We start from the raw sequence: 17,172 nt of genomic DNA, 5'->3' as shown, positions 1-17,172 counted from the left end.
GAACGCGCGCCGCCGGAGCCCCCGGCCGCGGGTCCCGGAGGCTCAGACCCAGACGCCGCGGTCCTCCATGACCTTGCGCAGTGTGTCGATGTGATCGGTCATGATGCCATCCACCCCCAGGTCCAGAAGCCGGTGCATGCGGGCCGGATCGTTCACCGTCCACACGTGCACCTGGAGCCCGCGCGCGTGGGCGGCGCGCACGAACCGGTGGTCCACCACCGGGATGCCCGACCGGGCCTGAGGCACCTGCGCGGCCACCGCCGAGCGGCGCAGCGCGGCCGGTACGCCCCAGGAGCGCAGCCGCAGGCCGAGAACGCCCCGGGTGCCGTACGAGGTGGCCAGGCGCGGTCCGGCCAGCCGCTGTGCGCGCACGACCCGGGCCTCCGAGAACGAGCCGACGCAGATCCGGTCCCAGGCGTTCGCCCGCCGGACCAGCTCCAGGAGGGGCCGCAGCGCCGGCTCCGCCTTCACGTCGATGTTCCAGCGCACCTCGGGGAAGGCCTCCAGCAGCTCCTCGAAGAGGGGCACCGGCTCCTCGCCCGCCACGCGCGCGCGGCGGACCTCCTCCCAGCGCAGGTCGGCGATCCGGCCAGCCCCGTCCGTCACCCGGTCCAGGGCCGCGTCGTGGAAGGCGACGAGCCTGCCGTCCCGCGTGGCGTGGACGTCCGTCTCGATGTACCGGTAGCCCGCGTCGACCGCGCGCCGGAACTGGCGCAGCGTGTTCTCCAGGCCGTCCGCGGCGCCGCCCCGGTGGGCGAAGGCGATCGGGCCGGGATGGTCGAGATAGGGGTGGCGTGTCGGGGTGGTCACCGCCGCAGTATCGCGCGCCGGGGGTGACCGGCGGCGACCACCGTGCTGCCTTCCGGCGCCGACGGCACGGCGAACACGCGCAGGAAGACCTGGGCGAGCGGGCCGATGGACACCGCGTACAGCAGGGTACCGACGCCGACGGTGCCGCCAAGGACGAAGCCCGTCGCCACGACGGTGATCTCGAGCACCGTGCGCACCAGGCGCACCGACAGGCCCGTGCGCCGGTTCAGGCCCGTCATCAGGCCGTCGCGCGGGCCCGGCCCGAACCGGGCGGCGATGTACAGCCCGGTCGCCGCGCCGTTCAGGACGATCCCCGCCGCCATCATGGCGATCCGCGGCGTCCAGCCGTGGGCGTCGGGCACCACGGCCAGCGTGGCGTCCATCGCGGCGCCGATCACCAGCACGTTCGAGACCGTGCCCAGGCCCGGCCGCTGACGCAGCGGGATCCACAGCAGCAGCACCGCCGCGCCCACGATGGTCAGCACCACTCCCATGGACAGGCCCGTGCGCTCGGCGAGGCCCTGGTGCAGCACGTTCCACGGCTCGAGTCCGAGCCCCGACCCCACCAGGAGCGCCGAACTCGCGCCGTAGAGCACGAGACCGCCGTAGAGCTGCGTCAGCCGCCGTGACAGATGACCGGGTCCGGATCGCCTGGACAAGATGTGCCCCCCTGTGTGGTGGTAGTGGACTGCTCCATGACACCCTGTGGCTTGAGAAGCAGAGCCAACCATGGCCAATTCCGGGAAGGTGGACTGATTTCCATGGCGCAGTGGACCTCGGCCGTGGGGGCGGCTCAGCTCGCCCGGCTGCTCGGCTCCCAGCAGGACCGCCCGGCCGGCCCCGGTACCCGCCGTCCGCCCGCCTACCGCGCGCTCGCCGACGGCATCCGGCTGCTGGTGCTCGAAGGGCGGGTGCCGGTCGCCGCCCGGCTGCCCGCCGAACGCGAGCTGGCCCTCGCCCTGACCGTCAGCCGCACCACCGTCGCCGCCGCCTACGAGGCCCTGCGCGCCGAGGGCTTCCTGGAGTCCCGCCGCGGCGCCGGCAGCTGGACCGCCGTACCGGCCGGGAACCCCCTGCCCGCGCGCGGCCTGGAGCCCCTGCCGCCCGAGGCCCTCGGCTCGATGATCGACCTCGGCTGCGCGGCGCTGCCCGCGCCCGAACCCTGGCTCACCCGCGCGGTACAGGGCGCCCTGGAGGAACTGCCGCCCTACGCGCACACCCACGGCGACTACCCCGCCGGGCTGCCCGCGCTGCGGTCGATGATCGCCGAGCGCTACACCGCGCGCGGCATCCCGACCATGCCCGAGCAGATCATGGTGACCACGGGCGCCATGGGCGCGATCGACGCGATCTGTCACCTCTTCGGGGGGCGCGGCGAGCGCATCGCCGTCGAGTCGCCGTCGTACGCCAACATCCTCCAGCTGATGCGCGAGGCGGGGGCGCGCCTGGTCCCCGTCGCGATGGCCGAGGGCCTCACCGGCTGGGACGTGGACCGCTGGCGGCAGGTGCTGCGCGAGGCCGCGCCCCGCATCGCCTACGTCGTCGCCGACTTCCACAACCCCACCGGCGCGCTCGCCGACGACGACCAGCGGCGGCGGCTGGTGGACGCGGCCCGGTCGGCCGGCACCGTCCTGGTCGCCGACGAGACGATGAGCGAACTGTGGCTCGAGGACGACGTCGAGATGCCCCGCCCGGTCTGCGCCTTCGACCCGGCCGGCTCCACGGTCGTCACCGTCGGCTCCGCCAGCAAGGCCTTCTGGGCCGGCATGCGCATCGGCTGGGTCCGCGCCGCGCCCGACGTGATCCGCAGTCTGGTCGCCGCACGCGCCTACGCCGACCTGGGCACGCCGGTGCTGGAGCAGCTGGCGGTGAACTGGCTGTTCAGCACGGGCGGCTGGGAGCAGGCGGTGCGGATGCGCCGCGAGCAGGCCCGGCAGAACCGTGACGAGCTGGTGGCGGCGGTGCGGCGCGAGCTGCCGGACTGGGAGTTCGAGGTGCCGCGCGGCGGCCTCACCCTGTGGGTGCGTTCCGGCGGACTGTCGGGCTCGCGGCTCGCCGAGGCGGGGGAGCGGGTGGGGGTGCGGGTCCCGTCCGGCCCGAGGTTCGGGGTCGATGGGGCCTTCGAGGGGTACGTCCGGCTGCCCTTCACCGTCGGCGGGGCGGTGGCGGAGGAGGCGGCCGCGCGACTGGCCGCGGCGGCCCGGCTGGTGGAGAACGGCGGCGCCGGGGGGAGCGAGGCGCCCCGGACCTTCGTGGCCTAGCGGGACCGGTGGCGGCGTCGGCCCCGGGCCCGGCCGGGGCCGACGCCTCTGGACCGGGTCCGCGGGTCAGGTCGTCTCCGCCGCGCCGGCCTTGGCGGGAACGGTCTCCGCGGTCACGGCCTCGACGGGGGCGGGGCGCGTTGCGGCCGGCTCGGCCGGCGCCGCACCGGTGGGGGCGGTCTCCCCGGCGGCCCGCTCCGGTGCGGGGGTGGCGCCGCCCGGCCCGGACTCGGGCTCGCCGGGGTCGTTCCCGGTCTCCCCGGGGGCCGTACCGGTCCCGGCGGGGGCGGTCTTCGTCCCGAGCCGCGCCGTCCCCTCGGTGGCGACGGTCCGCGTCTCGGCCGGGACGTCCTTCGTCTTGATCAGGATCGTGTGCGGCCTCGCCTTCGCGGGCACGGCCGCCTGCTCCCCGTCGGCGGGCGTCGTGCGCGGCGGCAGCAGGTCGAGGACCGCCTGCCGGTGCGCGTCGCTCGTGGCGTCGTCGTAGGGGTCCGGCGTGGCCGGCACCTGGAGCCGGTGCACCGGGCCCGTGCCGAGGCGGGCGTAGCCGCGGCCGGGCGGCACCTGGTCGACGGGCGTGGTGTGCGGGGCGGCGCCCAGCACGGTCGCCAGTTCGTCGGTCGTGGCCGGACCGAGCACCACCCGCGCGCGCGTGTGCTGCCGCACGGCGTCGCAGAGGCCGTCCAGCGCGTCCAGCTGGTCGGCGACGACCACCGTCACGTTCGCCGCCCGGCCGTGCCGCAGCGGGATCTGGAGCAGGGACTGGGGGTCCCTGCGGCCGTCCGCGGCGGCGAGGTGCGTGAACGCGCTGGGGCGGTCCACGAGGATCCACAGGGGCCGCCGGGTGTCGTCGGGCGCCGGCTCGCCCTCCTGCCGGGCCCGGTTGACGGCGATCAGCCGGCGCTCCGTCTCGTGGGCGGCCCACTCGAGGCTGGTCAGCGCCCCGGCAAGGCCGCACTCGACGGCCAGGACGCAGTCGCGCCCGGTCAGACAGGCGTACTCGCCGGTGGCGCCGCCGTCCACGATGACCAGGTCGCCGTGGTGCAGGGCCTGCAGGGCGATCGAGCGCAGCAGGGTGGAGGTGCCGGCGCCCGGCTGCCCGAGGACCAGCAGGTGCGGCTCGGTGGAGCGGACGCCCGTGCGCCAGACGACCGGCGGCACGTCCCGCCGCTCCTCGCCGTGGGTGAGCGGAAGGGTGCGCTGCACCCCGGTCGGGTCGGTGAAGCCCAGGACCGTCTCGCCGGGTGCCGTGACGAAGCGCTGGGCGGCGATGTCGGTGGGCAGCGGGGCGAGGACGGTGACCGTGAGGTGGTTGGCCTCCTCGTCCCACGTGTAGTGGTACTCGCGGCCCCGGCCGGCCTTGGCGGTGAGCAGGTGCTCGATCCGGGCCCGGGACCGCGCCTCCCCGTCGGTGAAGTACGCCGGGTAGTGGATCACCAGCTCGGTGACACGGCCGGCGTCGTCGAACTCGTAGGCCGGGAACGCCTTCTCCCACGCGCCGCCGTGGACGTAGAGCGGCTCGGGGTCCTCGGCGATCGAGAAGTACGGGACCAGCGCCTCGTAGAGCGACCTGAGCCGCTGGGCCTGGGCGTCGTCGGGGCCGTCCGGCTCCGGCGGTGTGCGGTCCCTGCCCTGCCACGCCGCCGCCGTCATCAGGGCGATGACGGCGAGCAGCGGGCCGTACGGCGCCAGTGCCACGACCAGGACCACGGAGGCCGTCAGGAACAGCAGCGCACCGCGCCGGTCCTTGGGGGTCCCGGTCCATCTGCGCCGGGCGGCCGAGGCCAGCCGGCGCAGACCGCGGGCGATCGTGATGAGCGGCTGGAGGACGTCCGTGGCGCTGTCGGCCGCCGTCCGGGCCAGCTCCCGGCTCCGGGCGAGCTGGGCGCCGCCGTTGCTCAGAATGCGGGGGAGGGGCCGCCGGGCCACTGCTGCCTCCTGGGAGTCCGTACGTGCGGTTCTCGGGCGGGCCCGGCCGTCAGAACTTGATTCCGCCGAGGAGGCCCGCCAGGCTCTCGCCGCCCGCCCTGATGCTCGGGGCGATGGCCGTGCTCGCGAGGTAGAAGCCGAACAGGACCGCGACCAGTGCGTGCAAGGCCTTGAGGCCGTCCTTGCGGCAGAAGATGAAGAGGACGATGCCGAGCAGGACCACGCCTGAGATCGAGAGGATCATGTGAGTTCTCCTGGTTCGCGGGGACAGTCACCATGAGTACTTCCAGGATCACAGGATGAATCCATACGATAAAAGGTGCAAATGGGGTAATTTCGGTGAAATTGCCCCGTGTGGCGGAACGGTCCCCGGTCCGGCCGCGCACGGGTTCCGCGCCCGGCCGGATCCGTGACGATCTTCGCCTCGGGCGCGTCCGCTCCTGTGCGGCGCGAGCCAGTACCCTGGCGATTCACTCGTACGGCCGCACCGCTCGCGGCCGTGCGCACACGCAGTCCCCGACGTCCGTACGTTCGTGAGTGAGAGGTGGTCCGGCCGATGAGTGAAGCCCCCGATCCCGAGGTCGTGGAGCTGGCGACCAAGATCTTCGATCTGGCCCGGCAGGGGCGGACCGAGGAGTTGGTGGCCTATGTGGACGCCGGCGTTCCGGCCAACCTCACCAACGACCGGGGTGACTCCCTCGTCATGCTCGCCGCCTACCACGGCCACGCCGACGCGGTCCGCGCGCTGCTGGCCCGCGGCGCCGACGTGGACCGGGTCAACGACCGGGGCCAGACCCCGCTCGCCGGTGCGGCCTTCAAGGGGGAGACGGACGTGGCCAAGGCGCTCCTCGAGGCCGGCGCGGATCCCGCCGCGGGCACCCCGTCGGCGGTCGACACGGCGCGGATGTTCGCCCGGACCGAGCTGCTGGAGTTGTTCGGGGCGGCGTGAGTCGCAGCTGATCCACCCCTGGTCCGACGCGTTGACCAGGGGAAACACGGTAAACGGGGGAGGCGGTACGGGGCCGCCGAAATTTCGGTCGCGGCAGATGTGACCGCCGGGTCATCATGACGACGTGGTTCACGGACGTGATGGCTGGGCAGGTGTTGCCGCACCGCGCGGGCCGTGACGCGGCCCGCATGGGCCACCGACGAGAGGCAGAGAAACATGGTTCGCAGCAAGCAAGAGACGGCGGGCGCTCCGACGTGTTGTCGCGCGGTCAGGTAACGCATGGTTCCCGGTTGCGTCGACGCTTGATGTGAGGCTGTTTCCCATGTTCGATCCGGTCATAGCGCCCAGCGGCACCCTGCTCGGCCTGCTGCAGCGGGGTCGCGGCGACGGCACGCTGCACGCGCTCACCGCCCCGCGGGCCGAAGCGCTCGCGGCACTGAACCACTGCGTGCTGCGCGATCCCCGCCACGACTGGCAGGTGGAGAACCGCTCCCTGTACTACGCCCGCCTCTACCTCGACCTGCACGGCGAGCTGGACGCGATCGAGACCCACCTCTTCGACCCCGAGGACGTCCTCGACTCCGACGAGTCGCGCACCGGGCTGGCCCTCGCGGTCCTCGGTCACCTCGCCTCCTACGGCAGGCGCGACGCGCTCCGGCTGCTGCGCCGCTACGCCGCCCACGGGGTCAACTGGGCCTGGGCCCTGGACGAGCTGGCGCTGCGTGACGACGACGCGGGGCTGCGCGCCCTGGCCGCGCCCGTCCTGGCCCGCTTCCCGCGGGATCCCGAGGGCGACGCCGAGCTGGCCGCCGCCGTGCGCGACGCCTTCGAGCCCAGGCCCTGGCGGCTGTGGGCCGATGACCCGCGCGAATCGATCGCCACGCGCGTGCGTGCCGCCCACGAGGCGGGCTGTTTCGACCGCTGGCAGCGGCAGATGAGTCCCGCCGGCCCGCGCCCGGGCTGGAGCGTCCGGGCCGTGTTCGAGTGGGCCCAGCAGGGGGTCGAGCGCGGTGCCGCGCTCCACGTCCCCGCCGCCCGCTGCCTCACCGCGGTCGCCGGCCCCGACGACCGGGCCGAGATCGTCGAGGCCGCGCGGTCCGGCACCGAGGGCGCCCGCTGCACGGCCCTGCGCTATCTCGCCGACCGCGACGACCCCGATGCCCTCGGTCTGATCGAGAGCGCCGTGGCCACCGGCCCGGCGCCCGTCGTGGAGGCCGCCGTCGCCGCCTTCGAGCGCATGCGCGGCCCCGCCGCGGTCGACCGCGCGCGCGGCTGGGCCCACCGGCCCGACGCCCTGGGCGCCGCCGCCGGACGCGTGCTCGCCTGCCGGGGCGGCGCCCAGGACAGCGGGCTCGTCCTCGCCGCACTGCGGGAGGCGGTGCGGGGCGAGGGCCCCGACGCGCCCACCCTGTGGACCCTCGTCGACGGTGCCGGCCGGCTCGGCATCGCGTGCGCCGCGCCCGTCCTGCGCCACATCTACCGTGAGACCGCCTCCTCCCATCTGCGTGGCCGCGCCGCCCGCGCGCTGGCCGTCACCGACCCGTCCTTCGCCGCCGGCTTCGCCGTCGAGTGCCTGTGGGACTGCGAGGAGACGACCCGGGAACTGGCCGCCCGGTACGCCGAGACCGGCGACAACCGCGTCGTCGAACGGCTGCGCAGGCTCGCCGCAGACCCGGCCGAGGAGGACGAGGTCCAGACGGCCGTACGCAGCCGCTTCGGCCCGGACGCGCCGGCCGTGTGACCCGCGCCGCTCCGGGCGGGGCGCGTCGCCGCGGCCGTCACCGGACGAGGCGCCGGTCCCGTCCGCCCGGCCGGGGCCTCGCCGGGCTCCTCGTCCCCGGTGCCCGGGAGCGCCGCGGGAGCGCCCGGGAGCGCCCGGGAGCGCCGCGGGGGATCGTTCAACGATCCCCCGATACCCATGTTGTTTCGTTCCGGTGTCTGCGATTCAATTCCGGACATGGCAGAGCAGCTGACAGGACTGGCCGGCGACCGTGCCCTCCTCGGGCGGACCAGCACCGCGGAGCGGGTCGCCGACATCCTCAGGAGCCGGATCGCGGACGGCTACTTCCCGCCCGGCACCCGTTTGTCCGAGGACAGCATCGGCGGCGCCCTCGGCGTCTCCCGCAACACGCTGCGCGAGGCGTTCCGGCTGCTCACCCACGAACGCCTGCTGGTCCACGAGCTGAACCGGGGCGTCTTCGTCCGCGTCCTGACCGTCGAGGACGTCGAGGACATCCACCGCACCCGCGCCCTCGTCGAGTGCGCCGTCGTCCGGAGCCTCGGGGAGCCGCCGTACGGCCTCGACGGGGTCGCCTCGGCCGTCGAGGCCGGGCGGCGGGCGGCCGGCGAGGACGACTGGAAAGGCGTGGGTACGGCCAACATCCACTTCCATCAGGAACTGGTCGCCCTCGCCGGCAGCGAGCGCACGGACGAGCTGATGCGCAGCGTCTTCGCCGAGCTGCGCCTCGCCTTCCACGTCGTGGACGACCCGCGGCGCCTGCACGAGCCGTACATCGCGCGGAACGCGGAGATACTCGCGGCGCTCCGGGCGGGAGACCGGGAAGGGGCCGCGCGGCTGCTCGCCGTCTACCTCGAGGACTCGCTGGAGCGGGTCGTGGACGTGTACCTGCGACGGGTCGGCGTCGACGGCGCCGTGCCCGCCTGAGAGGCAGCGGGAGCGGGACGGGGCCGGTGCGGGCGGCGGTGGCCCCCCGCCGTTTGGAACGTTGTCAGACCGAGGACCTAGTCTGTGCAACGTGACTTCGCCTGCACCGACGGACAGCGTTCCGCCCCAGCTCAGCGCGGGGCCGCGCCCCGCCCCGGGCCCGGCCGCCGACGAGGGGCTGGCGCGGCGGCTGCGCGCGCTCGCCTGCACGGCGCCGCTGCACGACCTCGACGCCCGCAAGGCCAACCTCGCCGGCGAGTACTCGGTGTACGGCATGGCGGAGGTCGCCCTCGCCGCCATCGACCTGGTCACCCTGAACATGGACTTCGACACGGGCGCCGACCACGACCAGATAGTCGCCCGGCTCGTCCCGCGCGTCGCCGCCCAGGCCCCGGCGCGGCCCGCCGCCGAGCACGAGCGGGTGGCCCGCTGGGTCCTGGAGAACCTGATCAACGTCGGCAGCGTCGACCGCGGCTTCCGCGCGGTGTACGGCACCTTCGAGCCGGACGGCACCTATGTGCGGCGCGACTACGACTTCAAGCTGCTCGAGGAGGTCCCCGGCCCCGGCGGCACCGTCTACCTGCGCACCACCGACGAGGCGGTCAACGTCCTGGTCGGAGCCCTGGACACCGATGTCACCAGCGCCCAGATCGCCGCCGAGGTCAAGCTGGAGGTGCTGATCAGCCGCGGCCGGCTCGCCGACGCCCAGCTCGCCGCCGAACAGGCCCGCTACCGGACCGTGCAGTACTCGGAGACCCTGCGCAAGGCCCTCGACGCCACCCGGCGCAACGTCCGCGCGGTCGACTGGCTGAGCGCCGTCCCCGACATGATCGCCGAGGCCCTGGACCACGTGGCCGACCGGTACCGGCACGAGAACGCGATCCTCACCAACATCCGCAAGGCCCGCGACGAGTCCGAGGAACCGGAGCACAGGCGCCGTGCCGCCGAGCTCGTCGACATCGTCAAGGACTGCATCCGCCGCCACACCCAGCTCCAGTCCCGGCTGCTGGAGGCCGGCCCGCTCTTCCGCGCCGAACAGGACCGGCAGGCCTTCGCCACCCCCCTGGCCACCTCGGGCCTCGACCTGTACGGACACCTCGTCGCCCCCGTCCTGCCGCTGCCCCTGGAGCAGGCGCTCCGCGCGACCGACGCCTTCTTCGCGCACGGCACCGGTCTGCGCACCCCCGTCTCCGTGCGGGTCGGCGACCTCGTCGACATCCTGCTGACCCCGCCGGCCGAGCGGGAGCACCTGGGCGCCGAGATGCCGGAGCCCGACCTGATCGCCACCCCGGACGACAGCCGCTTCAGCGAGGAGCAGCTGGCCTCCGCCATGGAGCTGCTCGACCTGCCGCACGACGCCCCGCGCCGGCTCTCCGGACTGCTGGCCGACGCCCGCGCGCAGGACCCCGAGCTGCCGTACCTCGTCGCCCTGCTGGCCGTGCACGCGGCCAGTCCGCCGGTCGGCACCGCCTACCGGCAGGGCGAGCCCAAGCTGCTGTTCGCCGTGGACGACGGCACCGAGCTGGACGATCCCGAGTTCGGCGGCGCCGACCTCATCGTCGGCACCGCGCTGCTGGACGCGGCGGGGATGGCCGCGGACCGGGCGGAGGCCGCGTGAACGGCGCCGTCCGGCCCGGCGGGAGGCGCCGGCACGGCACCGCCCACCAGCGCAGCGAGCCCCACCAGCACAGCACCACCCACCAGCACAGCGAGGAGCACCGACCGTGACCGAGCACGTCGACCGGAGCGAACCGGAGGCGGGAGCCGCACCGGCCGCCGCGGCCGTCACGCCCGCCGACGCCGCCGACGCGGCGCGGCTCGTGGCCTTCGGCCTCCAGCCCAAGCTGCTCCCCGCCCGCGACCAGGAGTACGCCGACCTGTTGCGCCGCTACCGCGAGGACCCGCCCTTCGCGCGGCTCGCCGACGCCGTGGCGGCCGGCCTCGGCCTCGTCGTCCTGGAGGTGTCCCCGCGCGCGGGCATGGCCGTGTCCGCAGCCGAGGACTCGGTGTTCGCCGTCCGCATGGGCGACTACGCGCGCCGCGCCGCCACCGACTCCGGCGACCGCTTCCTGCACGGCCTCGCCCACCTCGCCCTCGCCGCCATGGCCTACCCGCGCCCGGAGGACCTCGCCGACGACGGCTACATCGGCCGCGTCACCGTCAACGGCGTGGACGCCTTCGTCCGCCAGGCCTGCCGGCGGCTGGAGGAGCGGGCCGAGCAGCGGGGCGAGAACACCGACCCGGCCACCGACGCCCCGAGGCTGGAGGCGTCCTGGCGGATCTGGGCCCGGCGCAGCGCCACCGGCGCCACCAAGGACGCGCGCAGACTCCCCGGCTCCACCACCGGCATCGTCGGCAAGGCCGCCGCGTTCCTCACCGAGTCCGGCTTCCTCCAGCGCACCGGCGACGAGAACGGCGGCACCTACCGCACGACCGCCCGCTACCAGCTCCAGGTGCGGGACATGGCGGGCAGCGCCGCGATGGCCGAGCTGCTGGAGCTGGGCGTCGTCCCGGTCACCGACGGCACGCCCACCCTGCTGCCCGCCGAGGACACGGAGGACCTGGAGCTGGTGGCCGACGCCGGACTGCCGTTCCACTCCTCCTGACCCCGCGGCACACGCCCGAACGTCCCCGAACGCCACCGAACGTCCCCGACTTCACGAAGACTTACGAGAGTCCGCCATGTACGAGCTGTCCCGGGTCCGCCTCTACTCCATCGGACCCGCCGGCGCCCGCTATGCCGACACCGTGCTCGACCTGCGCGGTGTCGGCGAGCCCGTGCCCGATCCCGCGCCCGCGCAGGCGGAGTTCTTCGAGGAGGAGCCCGTCGGCCCGCCGCGCCGGCCCGCGCCGGCGGGAGTGCTGTTCCTGGAGAACGGCGGCGGAAAGTCCGTCCTGCTCAAGCTGATCTTCTCCGTGATGCTGCCGGGCCACCGCAACACCCTGGGCGGAGCCAGCTCCGGCGTGCTGCGCAAGTTCCTGCTCGCCGACGACTGCGGACACGTGGCGCTTGAGTGGCAGCACGTGCAGACCGGCGAGTGCGTCGTCGTCGGCAAGGTCAGCGAGTGGCGGGGACGGCAGGTCTCCAACGACCCGCGCAAGTTCGCCGAGGCCTGGTACTCCTTCCGGCCCGGCCCCGGGCTCACCCTGGACAACCTCCCCGTCGCCGAGGCCACCTCCGTCCGCCCGACCGCCGAGGGCGTCTCCGGCGCCCAGGGCCGGCGGCGCACGATGAAGGGCTTCCGGGACGCGCTCACCGAGGCGGGCAAGGCCTACCCGCACCTGGAGGTGCACTGGGAGGAGATCCACGACCGCTGGATCGAGCACCTCGGCGACCTCGGCCTCGACCCCGAACTCTTCCGCTACCAGCGCGAGATGAACGCCGACGAGGGCGAGGCGGCCGGCCTGTTCGCGGTCAAGAAGGACTCCGACTTCACCGACCTGCTGCTGCGCGCCGTCACCGACACCCGCGACACCGACGGACTCGCCGACCTGGTCGGCGGCTTCGGCAACAAGCTGGGCCGGCGCGCCGAGCTGATCGCCGAACGCGACTTCACCGCCGGTTCCGTCGACCTCCTCGGGCGTATCGTCGAGGCCGCCGAGGCCCGCACCCGCGCGCGGGACGTCCACACCGCCGCCGAACGCCGCACCAGGACCCTGGCGCGCAGGCTCTCGGCGCGCGGCGCCCAGGAGCGTGCCCGCACGGCCGACCTCGCCCAGCGGGTCACCGCGGCCGCCTACGCCGTCACGCACGCCGAGTCGGCCCGCGACCGCAGCGCGCTCATCGCCGCCGAACTCGCCTACCGGCACGCCTCGCTGGCCCTGGCCGCCGCCGAGAAGTCGGCCGCCGCGCAGAAGCGCGAGCTCGCCGACGCCCGCACCCTGCACGCCGCCTGGCAGGCCGCCGAGGCCGTCCTGCGCCACCGTGCCGCCGCCGACCGCGTCGCCCGCGTGTCGGCCGCCATCCAGGAGGCCGAGCGGGACGCCGCGCCCGCGCTGGCCGCCCGCGCCAGGGCCGCCGTCGACCTGGTCCGCGCCCTGCACGCGGCGGCCGGGAAGGCCGAGCAGCACGCCAACGAGGAGGAGGAGCGGTCCGCCGCCCTCCAGGAGGTCAGCGACACCGCCCACCGGGACTCCACCACCGCCGCCACCGAGGCCCAGCGGGCCCGCAGCGAGATCGGGCACCTGCGCCAGCGCCTGAGCGAGGTCGAGCAGGAGACCGCCGAGGCGGTCCGCGCCGGCTGGCTCGACGACAGCGCCCCCGACGCCGACCCGGCCCGCGCCGCCCTCGCGGCCAGCGACGCGGAGAAGACCACGGTCGCCGCCTGGGACACCGCCCGCGAGGCGGCCCGCCGGGCCACCGAACACGCCCGCGAGGCCGCCGCCGCCGAGAGCCGGGCCGAGCTGACCGCCGCCCGCGCCGCCGACGCGGCCACCGCCGCCGAGCGCGCCCACGAGGCCGAACGGCGCACCGCCGAGGCGCTCGCGGCCGAGGAACGACTCGCGGAACTGCTCGGCCTGGCCCCCCGGCCCCGCCCCGGCATCCCCCAGCCCAGGCAGGACACCGACCGCGCCACCGCCGACACGCCCGGTGCCTCCGACGCCGCCCTCGCCCCCGAGGAACTCGACCGCTTCGCCGAAGAGCTGCGCGAGCTGCTCGACGACACCGTCTCCTCCGCCGAACGCCAGTTGTTCGACCTGCGCACCGCCGCCGCCGACGACTCCCGCATCCTCGGCGCCCTCGGCGACGGCGGACTGCTGCCGCCCGGCCCGGACGTGCTGGCCACCGTCGAGTTCCTCGGCGAGCACGGCATCCCCGCCCTGCCCGGCTGGCGCTACCTGGCACAGGCCGTCGACCCCGCCGACCACGCGCGCGTGCTGGCCGCCCGGCCCGAGCTGGTCGACGGCGTGATCATCACCGATCCCGGCTCGCACACCCGCGCCCGGGACGTCCTCGGCGACGCGGCCCTGCTGCCGCGCTCCGCGGTCGCCGTCGGCACCGCAGCCGCCCTGCTCGCGCCCACCCCGGCCCCCGGTTCCGGCGCCGAGGACGTCTTCCTCGTACCGCCGAACCCGGCCATGCACGACGAGCACGCCGCCGACGAGGAGCGGCAGGCCCTGCGCGCGCGGGCGGCGGAGCGCGACGAGGAGATCCGCGCGCTCGCCGCCCGGCTCGGCAAGGACCGGGAACTGGCGGCCCGGCTCGCCTCCTGGCGCACCGGCTGCCCCGCCGGACGCCTCGCCGAACTGGCCCGGACCGCCGAGGAGGCACGCGCCTTCGCCGAGGAGGCCGAGGCCGAGCTGACCGAGGCGCGCACCGTGCGGGCCGAGGCCGACGAGAGCGCCGCCGAGGCCATGCGGGTGCGCGACGAGCGGCAGGAGGCCGCGCAGAAGGCCCGCCGCGCCGCCGACGCCCTCGCCGGACTCGCCTTCCGGCTGCGCGAACGCGCCGGCTGGCAGGCCAGGCTGAGGGAACTCGCCGACGAGGCCGCCGAGGCCGAGGCCCGTGCACAGTCCTGCCTGGAGCGGGCCCGCGCCGCCGACGAGGACCGCCGCGCCGCCCAGCGCGCCGCCGACGACGCCCGTCGCACCGCCCGCGCGCTGCGCGCCGAACGCTCCGAGATCGCGGGCGCCCCCGACGACGTACCCGAGGACGCACCCGGGAACGGCGCGGACGCGCCGAAGGCGTCCCTGCCGGACCTCCGCGAGGCCTACCGCGCCGCTTCCCAGGTGTACGAGAAGGTCGGCGTCGGCGCCGACCTGCGCGCCGAGCAGGCCCGCGCGGAGAGCGACGAGAGCGCCGCCCGCGCGGAACTGGACCGGCTCAGCAACAAGGTCCGCACCCGCGCCGCCCAGCTCCTGGAGTCGCCCGACGGCTCCGACGGGCCCTCCCGGCAGGCCGCCGCCGCCCGCGCGGAGGAGCTGGTACAGCTCCTGGAGACCCGCATGTCGGCCGCGAGCGAGCAGCTCGGCCGGCTGCGCGGCGAGGCCGAACGGCACGCGCCCGAGGACGGCGACGCCCACACCGAACTCCCCGAGGACCTGGTCCCGGCCGACGCCGAGCACGCCCAGACCCTGCTGCGCGCGGCCACCACCGAACTCGCCTCCCGCACCGAGGCGCTGGCCCGGGCACGCGACGCCCATGCCGAACTGCTCGACGCGCACCGCGCCGCCGAGGACGCGGCCGGCGGCTTCGACGAGATCGCCGCGATGCTCCGCGACCTGCTGCGCGACCCCGCGTCCGACGACGAGACGGAGGACCCCGAGCCGTACCCGGGGAGCCTGGACGAGGCCCGGCGGACCGCCGCCGAGGCCCGCCGGTCGCTGCGCGGCTGCGCCGCCGACCTGTCCGCCGCCGAGGCGGCCGTCCGCGAGGCGAGCGACGTCCTCGTCCGGCACGCCAACTCCACGCGCTACGAACAGGTCCGCACCCCGGCACGGCAGCAGATCCGCGAGCTGCCCGCCTCCACGCTGCCCGAGCACGCGGGCAAGTGGGCGGAGGCCTTCGCGCCCCGGCTGCGGGTCCTCACCGACGAGCTGGCCCAGCTGGAGCGCAACCGCGACTCGATCGTGGACCGGCTGCGCGGCCTGGTCGAGTCCGCGCTCGCCACGCTCCGCTCCGCCCAGCGGCTCTCCCGGCTGCCGGAGGGCCTCGGCGAGTGGTCCGGGCAGGAGTTCCTGCGCATCCGCTTCGAGGAGCCCGACCAGGCCACCCTCACCGAGCGGCTCGGCGAGGTCGTCGACGAGGCCACCAGGGCGGCCGTGAAGAAGAACTCCGACCTGCGCCGCGACGGCATGTCCCTGCTGCTGCGCGGCGTCGCCGCCGCCCTCCAGCCCAAGGGCGTCGCCGTCGAGATCCTCAAGCCCGACGCCGTCCTGCGCGCCGAGCGCGTCCCCGTCGGACAGATGGGCGACGTCTTCTCCGGCGGCCAGCTGCTCACCGCGGCCATCGCCCTGTACTGCACGATGGCCGCGCTCCGCAGCAACGACCGGGGCCGCGACCGGCACCGGCACGCCGGCACCCTGTTCCTCGACAACCCCATCGGCCGTGCCAACGCCACCTACCTGCTGGAACTCCAGCGGGCCGTGTCCGACGCGCTCGGCGTGCAGCTCCTGTACACCACCGGCCTGTTCGACACGACCGCGCTGGCCGAGTTCCCGCTGGTCATCCGCCTGCGCAACGACGCCGACCTGCGGGCCGGCCTGAAGTACATCAGCGTGGAGGAGCACCTGCGTCCGGGGCTGCCCCAGCAGGCCCCGGCCGGCGAGGGGGAAGCGGTGCACAGCGAGATCACGGCCACCCGCATGTACAGGCGGCCCGCCTCCGACCGGTCACCCGCCTAGCGGCCCGTCCCGATCGGATCCGCGCACTTCCCGCCGGTCACCATCGGCGTGATGCACGGGCTGACGGGCGTCAGGTCCGGCATGACCGAGCCGTCCGCCACCCGCGGGCCCCCCGGCCCGCAGCCGCGCGTCGAGCGGGGCCGGGGGCCCGCGCCGGGCCTCCTGCGGAGGTTGCCGGCGGTCATCCGGTCCAGGAGGCCGTCGCCGACGCGGCCCGCGTCGGCGGTACGCGCGCGGAACACCGGACCTCCGCCACCGAACGGCCCCGGGCCGCCGTGCGGAACCTGCTCGCCGGGCGCACCGTGGCGGGCTCGAGACCGGTGCCGTGCTTCCGGTCCGGCCAGTACGGCGCACGCCTCCGGTTCGCCGGCCGGCGTCAGGAGGGCGACACCGTCCGGATCACCGAGGTTTCGGTCACCGACGGGGCGCCCGCCGAGGAGGGTTTCCCCGCCCCGTACGAACGGGACGGCCGCACGACCGCGGTGCTCCCCGTGGACCGGCCGCGCCCCTTCGTGCGGGCCCGGCGCGAACTCGCCCGGGCGGCGGTCCCGGCACAGCCCGCCGCGCGCTGAACACTCCGGCGGGCCGACCCGCCGGAGGCTCAAGGATGCGACAGCTGCCCCGCGCGGCCCCGCCCGCGTATCCGCTCCTGGGCACGCCCGGCGGTCCGCTCCTGCCGGCGCGTCCGGCGCCGTTCGCGCCGCACGGCCCGCGCGGTGCTGCTCGGCACCGACACCACCCCGTGGCGCTGGTTCCAGACCTGGCGCGTCACCCACACGTCGAGCACGCCCCACGTGGCCACCACCGTGCCCGCCACGCTGCCGATCACCATCGGGAACGCCAGCCAGGATCCGGCCATCGTGCACAGGAAGGCCACCATCGCCAGGATCAGCGTCACGGCGACGACGAGCACCGCGCGCACGGCGGCCGTACGCACCGGATCCGGCAGCCGGCGTCGCCGCGCGGGCTCGTCCGTCCACAACTCCCGCTGGACCGGCCGCGGTTCCCGCCGCGTTTCCCGCTCCGAGACCTCGGCGGCGCGCCCAGGCGCCGGAATGCCGTGACCCGGTGCCCCGGGACCCCTCCCCGCCGCCGGCCGGGCCGCCCCGGCCTCCCCAGGCGCCCCGCGCCGCTCCGCCGTGCCCATCACCATGTCACTCCCCACCGCCTGCGGACCGCTCACCCGTGTCCGAAGACCCGGTTCCCCTCTGGCT

13 protein-coding genes are annotated in these 17,172 nt (G+C 75.6%); 8 read left to right on the top strand and 5 right to left on the bottom strand.

Annotated elements, in window-relative coordinates:
• Window positions 1–42: 42 nt before the first annotated feature.
• Both ACZ4V6_RS14345 and yczE read right to left on the bottom strand, forming a co-directional pair.
• The gene (locus ACZ4V6_RS14345) at window positions 43–810 is read right to left on the bottom strand and encodes a glycerophosphodiester phosphodiesterase (RefSeq protein WP_467826563.1); all 768 of its coding nucleotides are present in this window, start codon (window positions 808–810) and stop codon (window positions 43–45) included.
• Window positions 807–1,541 (bottom strand): membrane protein YczE, encoded by a 735-nt coding sequence (gene yczE, locus ACZ4V6_RS14340; RefSeq protein WP_467827363.1) that lies wholly within the window; start codon window positions 1,539–1,541, stop codon window positions 807–809. The genes ACZ4V6_RS14345 and yczE overlap by 4 nt, the downstream gene beginning before the upstream one ends.
• A 30-nt stretch (window positions 1,542–1,571) precedes the next feature.
• On the opposite strand from yczE, the gene ACZ4V6_RS14335 reads away from it, so the two are divergent.
• A complete protein-coding gene (locus ACZ4V6_RS14335; RefSeq protein WP_467826561.1) occupies window positions 1,572–3,071 on the top strand; it encodes an SCO1417 family PLP biosynthesis transcription factor in 1,500 nt (499 codons plus the stop codon).
• A 66-nt stretch (window positions 3,072–3,137) separates the two neighbouring features.
• On the opposite strand, the gene ACZ4V6_RS14330 is transcribed toward ACZ4V6_RS14335, so the two are convergent.
• Together ACZ4V6_RS14330 and ACZ4V6_RS14325 are read right to left on the bottom strand one after the other, a co-directional pair.
• Window positions 3,138–5,000, bottom strand: a complete 1,863-nt coding sequence (locus ACZ4V6_RS14330) for a hypothetical protein (RefSeq protein WP_467826559.1) — start codon at window positions 4,998–5,000, stop codon at window positions 3,138–3,140.
• 49 nt (window positions 5,001–5,049) lie between these two features.
• Window positions 5,050–5,244: a hypothetical protein gene (locus ACZ4V6_RS14325; RefSeq protein ID WP_077797822.1), complete on the bottom strand. Its 195-nt coding sequence runs from the start codon at window positions 5,242–5,244 to the stop codon at window positions 5,050–5,052.
• Between the two features lie 312 nt (window positions 5,245–5,556).
• Here ACZ4V6_RS14325 and ACZ4V6_RS14320 point away from each other — a divergent pair, with 312 nt between their 5' ends.
• From ACZ4V6_RS14320 to ACZ4V6_RS14290, 7 genes are all read left to right on the top strand, one after another.
• Window positions 5,557–5,949: an ankyrin repeat domain-containing protein gene (locus ACZ4V6_RS14320; protein WP_467826556.1), complete on the top strand. Its 393-nt coding sequence runs from the start codon at window positions 5,557–5,559 to the stop codon at window positions 5,947–5,949.
• A gap of 322 nt (window positions 5,950–6,271) precedes the next feature.
• Complete coding sequence (locus tag ACZ4V6_RS14315; RefSeq protein WP_467826554.1) at window positions 6,272–7,690, top strand: HEAT repeat domain-containing protein; 1,419 nt, start codon at window positions 6,272–6,274, stop codon at window positions 7,688–7,690.
• Window positions 7,691–7,906: 216 nt separating this feature from the next.
• Window positions 7,907–8,614: a GntR family transcriptional regulator gene (locus ACZ4V6_RS14310; protein WP_467826551.1), complete on the top strand. Its 708-nt coding sequence runs from the start codon at window positions 7,907–7,909 to the stop codon at window positions 8,612–8,614.
• A 91-nt stretch (window positions 8,615–8,705) separates the two neighbouring features.
• Window positions 8,706–10,232, top strand: coding sequence for a hypothetical protein (locus ACZ4V6_RS14305; RefSeq protein WP_467826549.1), 1,527 nt, complete (start codon window positions 8,706–8,708; stop codon window positions 10,230–10,232).
• A 106-nt stretch (window positions 10,233–10,338) separates the two neighbouring features.
• Window positions 10,339–11,220, top strand: coding sequence for a hypothetical protein (locus ACZ4V6_RS14300; protein WP_467826546.1), 882 nt, complete (start codon window positions 10,339–10,341; stop codon window positions 11,218–11,220).
• Between the two features lie 76 nt (window positions 11,221–11,296).
• Complete coding sequence (locus ACZ4V6_RS14295; protein WP_467826543.1) at window positions 11,297–15,958, top strand: hypothetical protein; 4,662 nt, start codon at window positions 11,297–11,299, stop codon at window positions 15,956–15,958.
• A 302-nt stretch (window positions 15,959–16,260) separates the two neighbouring features.
• Window positions 16,261–16,530: an oxidoreductase C-terminal domain-containing protein gene (locus ACZ4V6_RS14290; RefSeq protein WP_467826540.1), complete on the top strand. Its 270-nt coding sequence runs from the start codon at window positions 16,261–16,263 to the stop codon at window positions 16,528–16,530.
• A gap of 29 nt (window positions 16,531–16,559) precedes the next feature.
• Here ACZ4V6_RS14290 and ACZ4V6_RS14285 read toward each other — a convergent pair whose 3' ends face one another.
• Complete coding sequence (locus tag ACZ4V6_RS14285) at window positions 16,560–17,105, bottom strand: hypothetical protein (protein WP_467827361.1); 546 nt, start codon at window positions 17,103–17,105, stop codon at window positions 16,560–16,562.
• Between the last annotated feature and the right edge of the window lie 67 nt (window positions 17,106–17,172).

Source organism: Streptomyces sp. NPDC029152 (assembly GCF_055564355.1).
Note: the sequence above shows the minus strand (reverse complement) of the source record. Positions and strands in the feature narration are given on the sequence as shown.

Coding starts and splice junctions, on each gene's coding strand:
- ACZ4V6_RS14335 (WP_467826561.1), top strand. CDS start 1,572: ATGGCGCAGTGGACCTCGGCCGTGGGGGCGGCTCAGCTCGCCCGGCTG.
- ACZ4V6_RS14325 (WP_077797822.1), bottom strand. CDS start 5,244: ATGATCCTCTCGATCTCAGGCGTGGTCCTGCTCGGCATCGTCCTCTTC.
- ACZ4V6_RS14295 (WP_467826543.1), top strand. CDS start 11,297: ATGTACGAGCTGTCCCGGGTCCGCCTCTACTCCATCGGACCCGCCGGC.
- ACZ4V6_RS14285 (WP_467827361.1), bottom strand. CDS start 17,105: ATGGGCACGGCGGAGCGGCGCGGGGCGCCTGGGGAGGCCGGGGCGGCC.
- ACZ4V6_RS14310 (WP_467826551.1), top strand. CDS start 7,907: ATGGCAGAGCAGCTGACAGGACTGGCCGGCGACCGTGCCCTCCTCGGG.
- yczE (WP_467827363.1), bottom strand. CDS start 1,541: ATGGTTGGCTCTGCTTCTCAAGCCACAGGGTGTCATGGAGCAGTCCAC.
- ACZ4V6_RS14320 (WP_467826556.1), top strand. CDS start 5,557: ATGAGTGAAGCCCCCGATCCCGAGGTCGTGGAGCTGGCGACCAAGATC.
- ACZ4V6_RS14315 (WP_467826554.1), top strand. CDS start 6,272: ATGTTCGATCCGGTCATAGCGCCCAGCGGCACCCTGCTCGGCCTGCTG.